This is a genomic window from Gordonia sp. (in: high G+C Gram-positive bacteria) (assembly GCF_020438995.1).
GTDB lineage: Bacteria > Actinomycetota > Actinomycetes > Mycobacteriales > Mycobacteriaceae > Gordonia.
In genome coordinates this window covers 24,345-30,558 of the sequence record NZ_JAGQTN010000187.1, presented here as the reverse complement: position 1 = coordinate 30,558, position 6,214 = coordinate 24,345, and the positions used below count along the sequence as shown (strand labels likewise).

The window sequence follows — 6,214 nt, the reverse complement described above, 5'->3', positions numbered from 1 at the left end:
GGGGTGGCAGGGATCGAACCTGCCATGCTCACGCGCCGGATTTACAGTCCGGATGACGCACCAGCGTCGTCACCCCCGGAAAGCTAGAAACGCAGGGCCCCGCTCGTTCTGACGGCCTATTATTTCAAAGCTGGAACGGGTCTCCCTGCGCGTGTCCCAGACTACGCTTCGGGCAGGATCTCAACTCGGCCTATCGGGGCCTTACGCTGCACACGCCGCCCCGGCAAGGAGGTCGAGGCGGCGACTCGGGGTACCAGCCCGAGCAACGCAAGGAGAATCAGAGATGACCTTTGAAGACGAAGCCCGCAACGACCTACAACGAGCGTGGGAATACTCGGCCGACAACCTGCGCCAACGCGTGACCGGCACCAGCCCGACGACCGAGGAAACCCTGGACACGCTCAAAGACCTGTTCACCGCGGCCGCCGACAACACCGTGCGCCTGGCCGCGTTGTGCGACACACTGTGGGCATTCAGCCAGCACATCCTGCCGGAAGTTGAGGCCCTCAAGCAGCAAGTCGCGGAGCTGGAGAAACGGATCTGACGCCTGCGGTATCTCGATCCCGGCCGTCGCACGCCAGGCGACGGCCGGGTCCTGCTCGATACGCGCATAGACGGTCTCGCACATGATGACTCCTCACGGGGGTATACGATGCCCGACGACGGGCGATAGCTCCTCACCCCGAACGAGGGGAGGGGAGTGCCTGTAGATATGCGAGAACCCCGCACCCTGAACGGGTTACGGGGTACTCAGGTCGCGGTGTGGGCGACTAAGCGGCAGCCGCCGCTGATCGTTCTTCAATGCGTTGCAGCGCATCTCGGATGAGCTTCGGCTCGTTACTGCCCGGCCGGAACACGCAATCGTGCTCGAACGCGTCCCGAACATCGCGCAGCACATCGGCAGTCAGCACCGCCTGCTGCTCGTCAGCCAATCCGATGGCATCGACCAGCACGACCCCGAACGCACCGCAGTCGAGCGCGGATACGGCGAGATCATCAAGCTGCACGCCGCTGCGGACCAGCGCGTCAATCGCGTCACTACTCGTTGCCACCAGCCCAGTTTAGCAACGCATCCAGGCTGTACGGCTGGTCTCGGCGACGCCCATCGATATTTCGGCCTACTCCATCACCGTTCACCGGGAAGATGGTGATCGGGACAGCGTCGGCATCGAGGACGACTTGGACGACCATCGAGTGGCCATCGACGATGATCGAACCACGGAACTCGAATCGACCAAACCGGCCCGACCGGACCTGCACTGAGCCGCTGCTGAGCACCGCATTCTGAATTCGCTGCAAGTCTTCGAGTGACTGAACCCACTGCGGAAACTCGGTCTTCCTATTCCATCCAAGGCCGAAGATGTGACCGCCGTCCGTCGTGCCATCAGTCCCGTTGAAGTGCTTGAAGTCAGATTCATCAAGCCGTTCCACGTCACGTGGTGTGAACGGGATTGCGGAACCGTTGGGCAGGCGAGGGAACTCCGGTGGGAAGCCGGCCGAGCCCGCACCAGGCCCATTGCCAGTGATGGGCGGCTCGCCGCCACCGTTACCTCCGGCAGTCTGGCCGAAGCGGCGATCAGTGTCGTCGTTCTGGACCTTCTTCGGCGGCGACACGCCGGACTTCCTCGGCATGCCGCCAGGTGTTGGGCGACCGGCACTGACCCCAGATGCCTTGAGATCGTTGCGGACGGTCTGATCCGACACCCCGAGCGCCTCGGCGATCTCCGCAGTCGACGACCCCTCCCGGTGCATCTTGGCCGCGAGTTTGCGGCGCGCCGAGGTGGCCCGGGCGCGTTCGGTGCGGGTCTTGTGCGCGGTCTTGGGGACCAGGACCGCGCCGAGCTCGCCGTGCTCGTCGACCTGGTAGCGGGTACGTACCAGCGCCCGCCGGTAGTTGCTCTGGGCGTCGCCGTACAGGCGGGACAGGTCTTCGTCGTTGACCATCTTCGGGTCGAAGTCGGCGGTGATCGCCGCAACCGTGCAATGGCACCCACTGTGCAGGGGTTTGAGGTCGCCGATGTTGTAGCGGCGGTTCGCCGCCACCAGGCACATGCCGCACGACCCGCCCTTGGCCAGCTCCGGGTGCACGATGCGCCGGTACCCGAGGACCTTGTCATCGAGGTCGGCGGCCTGGGCGAGGGCTTCGTGTTCGGCGATGCGCTGGGCGAGCATCAGGTTGTCGTCGACGATGCGGGCCAGGCGTTCCTCGGCGGCGGTGTTGGCCTCGGTGACGGTCGCGCCCTGCGTCCGCTGGTACCGGTAGGTGCGGGCCGGGCGGTTGAGTACCTCCTCGGTGGAGTGATCGGACACGGTCACCTGCACCGGGCGGCCGTCGCTGGTGGTGCCGGTCGTCGAGGTGACGCCGCGGCGTTGTCCAGCCGACGGCGAGCTGCTCGTCGAGCCGGCGGTGCGCCGCTGGCCCACGGGTGCTGGTGCGCTCGTCGAAGTCGATGTCACGCCGCGGCGCTGCCCCGTCGGCGGCGAGGTGCTCGTTGAGCGCGGCGTTGGGCCGCGGTGTTCGCCCTGCGACGGCGTGTACGCCGTCTGGGTGGGGCGTCGTGCCGGTTGCTGTGAGTCGCGGTCGGCGTCGGAACGCTCATCGCTCGCACGATCAGCGTCTTCGGTGGCGGGTTCGGGCTGGTACTCGACGGTTGTCGGGGTGGCGATCACCTCGGCGCGGCCGTCGACCACATCCACCCGCGCACCACGTACCTCGGCAGGGTCGGACGGGATGATGGTGCCGGCGTTGATGCCGAGCGCCGTCATCTGCTGCGACTGCGCCGCCGCGGTGACGCGGGCGAGGTCGGTTTGCGCCGCATGCAACGCCCGCGCCGCCTGCGCGGTGAACGCCTGCACCGATGCCCCGTCGTACGGGTTGGTGCGCCGCCACAACTGCGCGATCACCTCGAACGCCCACGCTGCCAAGGACTCACGGCGGGTGGCCACCGCCAGCGCCAGCGACCGGATCGCCTCGCCGGGGTCCGGTGCCGCCGACACCGCAGCGTGCAACGCCGCGGCGGCCGCCAGGGCCTGGGCGTAGCTGCCGCTACTGGCCGTCGATGTCGTCGTCGGTGCTGTCACCGGTCACCGGGGGAGTCGAATCGGGTGCGGATGGTTCGGCGGGGGCGGCGATCTGCATGCGCAGCAACGCATCGGCGGTGCGCTGCTGGATCACCAGTGCCGCTTCCTGCGGTGACATCTCCCAGATGTCGGTCAGGATCCGCTCCTGCGACAGCGCCGCCGAGGCCTGCGCCGACGCCGCACCCTTCTCAGCCAGGGACCGGAACTCGATCGGACCCCAATGCAACCGCAGCCCTGTCCGGGGTTGGCCGGCGAACGCGAACACGATCCGCCACAACAGCTTCAACGCCGGCGTGACCCGCGCGCGACGGTCGCGGATCGTCGACGTCGCCGACTCCCGCATCAACGCCGCGCCCTCGGCAGAGCCGTTCGCCGCGTCCGCGACGCCTGACGGAACCGTTCCCGCTCAACTGTTTCCTTGAACACCAAACGGATCCGATCGGCGATCAAGGAAACCGTTACGCGGGAACAAATTGGATGGAACCAAACGGGGGGTTGGTGCGTCTGATAGCCATGCATTCGTATCCTTGTGACTCTTATGGGCTTGTTCGGCGGTCTGTGCTGTTGGGAATGGGCTTGTCCGACAATCAGATTGCCGATGCTGTGCGGCGTGGTCTGCTGATCCGCGTCTATCCGGGGGTGCTGGTGGCACCCAGCGCATCCTTCGACGGCCACGAGGGTGCTCAGCGGTTGCACCGCATGACAGCTATCGCGGTCGCGACATCCGGACTGTCCACGTCGGACTCACCGCTACCGTTGTGCCACGCCACCGCCGCCGCATTCCATGGAATCCCATTGCTCAAGCCCGACATCGCGCGCGTCCACGTGACGACCGGTGGCCGGTCGGGTGGCGCCGTTCACCGGTATCGACACCTGCACGCGGCGCCGTTCGATCCGGCGGAGGTCACAGTCGTCGACGGGATCGCGGTGACCACCATCGAGCGGACCGCGGTCGATGTCGCGGCCCAGGGCGTGTTCGCGCAGGCTCTGACGGCGTTCGACCAGGCGATCCGCATGGGCGGAGATGTCGAGGTGATGGGTGACATCCTGGAGTCCAGGCGGCGCGTCGGTGTTCGGGTCGCACGGCGCGCACTCGCCTGCGCGAACGGATTGTCCGAGAGCGTCGGCGAATCATGGAGCCGCGCCCAGATGATCGAAGCGGGGCTGCCGGTTCCGCGTCTACAGCATCGATTCCACTGCCCATCGGGCAGCTACCACACCGACTTCGACTGGGACGAAGCCCTGATCGGCGAGTTCGACGGTCTCCACAAGTACGGTCGGTTACTCAGACCCGGTGAGACGGCCGAGCACGCCGTCGTCCGGGAGAAACTGCGCGAGGATGAACTCCGGGCGACCGATGCGCATTTCGTCCGCTGGACGTGGGCCCACCTGGAGTCGGACACTGTCGTCGCCCTCCTCAAACCGCGACTCAAGCGCCTCGGTCTGTGCGCGTGATCACCTCCCGCGTAGCGATTTCCTTGATCGCCGATCGGATCCGATTGGTGCTGAACGAAATTGCTCAGCGGGAAATGTCACGTCGTCAGGGGAGGCCTGCGCGGGGGGTGTTGACTGTGATGGCTCGGATTTCCGCCTCTCTTGCGGCCGTTCTTGCTTGTTCGTCGAAATCGGGGGCGCAGCAGAGGAACAGGGTGCGGCCGTCGGCGCCGCCGAGCATGCACGCGAAGACGCCGCTGCCGGGAGCCACCTCGTCGACGATCTCGCCGCCTTCGCGGACGCGGATCGCGCGACCGCCGACCGCGTCGGCGATCCACATCCGTCGGAGTCGTACCCACACCCGTCAGGTGCGACTGCGATCTGGGCGAACACCTCGGCGAGCGGCCCTGCGGCCGGAGGCTCGGCGAACTGTGCGAAAACGCGGCGGTTGCGCAGCGAGCCGTCGTCGGCGATGTCGAAGGCACTGACCCGATTGGCGAAGGTCTCGTCGACGAGCAGCACGCCATCAGGAGTGACGATGCTGCCGTTGGGGAACCAGACGTCGTCCGCCACGACCGTGACCGAGCCGTCGGGGTCGATGCGCAACAGGACGGTCGGAGCGACGTCGCCACTGCCCATGAGATCGAAACCGAAGTTGCCCAGCCAGGCGCGCCCCGCGTCGTCGACGACCATGTCGTTGGGGTGTCCACCCACGAACTCACTGACGTCGGCGTGGACCACCGAGGTGCCGTCGGGCTCGCGCCGCATGACCTTGCGGTCACGCATCGAGACGTAGAGCAGCCGTCCGTCGGGCAGCCAGCCGAGCCCCGACGGCTGGGCCGGCACCTCGACCTCGACACGCAGGTCGCTGCCGTCCTCGCGGACCGAGCAGATGACGTGGGTGTAGAAGTCGACGAACCACAATCGGTCGTCATGCCAGCGGGGGCACTCGGTGAAGGACATTCCTGTGACGACGGTACGGATCTCGCGGACATCTTCGGCCATGCCTCACCATAGGCGCGCCAGACCGCCTTCGCCCCGCAATCTCCGGGCACGGCAGAATAGCTGCACGTGGACGCCACCGACCTTGCCGATACCGATCCGGTCACTGCTGCGAGCCGGGTGCTCGGTTCGATACTGACGGTGGGCGAGGTGCGTGCGCGGATCGTCGAAGTGGAGGCGTACGGGTCGCCCGAAGACGGGCCGTGGCCCGATCCCGCCGCACATTCGTATCCCGGTCCGACGCCGCGTAACCGGGTGATGTTCGGTCCGCCGGGTTTCCTGTACGTGTACCTGAGTTATGGGATACATCGGTGCGTGAATGTCGTCTGCGGACCCGAGAACACCGCCTGCGCAGTGCTGCTCCGGTCGGCCGAGATCATCGACGGTGACGACGTCGTGAAGGCGCGCCGGCCCGGCGTCCGGCGGGCCGGCGACTTCGCCAGGGGGCCCGGAAATCTGGGGAAGGCTCTCGGAATTGAGCTGTCCGACAACGGGACCGACCTGTTCGACCCGGAGTCGACGATCTGCCTGGAGCTGCGGGGCGCCGAAACATGGGAGACCGGCCCCCGCGTAGGCGTCGCCAAAGCAGCCGACCGCCCGTGGCGCCTCTGGCTCCCGACCTCCCCAGCGGTCTCGACGTACCGCCGCAGCCCCCGCGCCCCGAGCTCCATCGGAGACGTTCCCGCGTAGCAGTCTC

At 67.0% G+C, this 6,214-nt stretch carries 6 protein-coding genes, 1 tRNA gene and 1 pseudogene; 3 read left to right on the top strand and 5 right to left on the bottom strand.

Annotated features, from left to right (window positions below; all coding sequences use genetic code 11):
- Positions 1-76 (bottom strand) — tRNA-Tyr (locus KDB67_RS13700).
- 207 nt (positions 77-283) lie between these two features.
- Between KDB67_RS13700 and KDB67_RS13695 the strand changes: the two genes are divergently transcribed.
- The gene (locus tag KDB67_RS13695) at positions 284-544 is read left to right on the top strand and encodes a hypothetical protein (RefSeq protein ID WP_291016543.1); all 261 of its coding nucleotides are present in this window, start codon (positions 284-286) and stop codon (positions 542-544) included.
- Positions 545-770: 226 nt separating this feature from the next.
- On the opposite strand, the gene KDB67_RS13690 is transcribed toward KDB67_RS13695, so the two are convergent.
- From KDB67_RS13690 to KDB67_RS13680, 3 genes are read right to left on the bottom strand one after another with little or no spacing between them, the layout of a single operon-like run.
- Positions 771-1,052, bottom strand: a complete 282-nt coding sequence (locus KDB67_RS13690; protein ID WP_291016541.1) for a hypothetical protein — start codon at positions 1,050-1,052, stop codon at positions 771-773.
- Positions 1,039-3,081: a helix-turn-helix domain-containing protein gene (locus KDB67_RS13685; protein WP_291016539.1), complete on the bottom strand. Its 2,043-nt coding sequence runs from the start codon at positions 3,079-3,081 to the stop codon at positions 1,039-1,041. Before KDB67_RS13685 ends, KDB67_RS13690 begins: the two co-directional genes overlap by 14 nt.
- Positions 3,047-3,424: a hypothetical protein gene (locus tag KDB67_RS13680; RefSeq protein ID WP_291016537.1), complete on the bottom strand. Its 378-nt coding sequence runs from the start codon at positions 3,422-3,424 to the stop codon at positions 3,047-3,049. Before KDB67_RS13680 ends, KDB67_RS13685 begins: the two co-directional genes overlap by 35 nt.
- 134 nt (positions 3,425-3,558) lie before the next feature.
- Between KDB67_RS13680 and KDB67_RS13675 the strand changes: the two genes are divergently transcribed.
- A complete protein-coding gene (locus tag KDB67_RS13675; RefSeq protein ID WP_291016536.1) occupies positions 3,559-4,536 on the top strand; it encodes a type IV toxin-antitoxin system AbiEi family antitoxin domain-containing protein in 978 nt (325 codons plus the stop codon).
- An 85-nt stretch (positions 4,537-4,621) separates the two neighbouring features.
- Here KDB67_RS13675 and KDB67_RS13670 read toward each other — a convergent pair.
- Positions 4,622-5,520 (bottom strand): annotated as a pseudogene (locus KDB67_RS13670) (SMP-30/gluconolactonase/LRE family protein).
- A 66-nt stretch (positions 5,521-5,586) separates the two neighbouring features.
- Here KDB67_RS13670 and KDB67_RS13665 point away from each other — a divergent pair.
- Positions 5,587-6,207 carry a DNA-3-methyladenine glycosylase gene (locus KDB67_RS13665; protein ID WP_291016534.1) on the top strand — a complete coding sequence of 207 codons (621 nt, stop codon included), beginning with the start codon at positions 5,587-5,589 and terminating at the stop codon, positions 6,205-6,207.
- Positions 6,208-6,214: the final 7 nt, after the last annotated feature.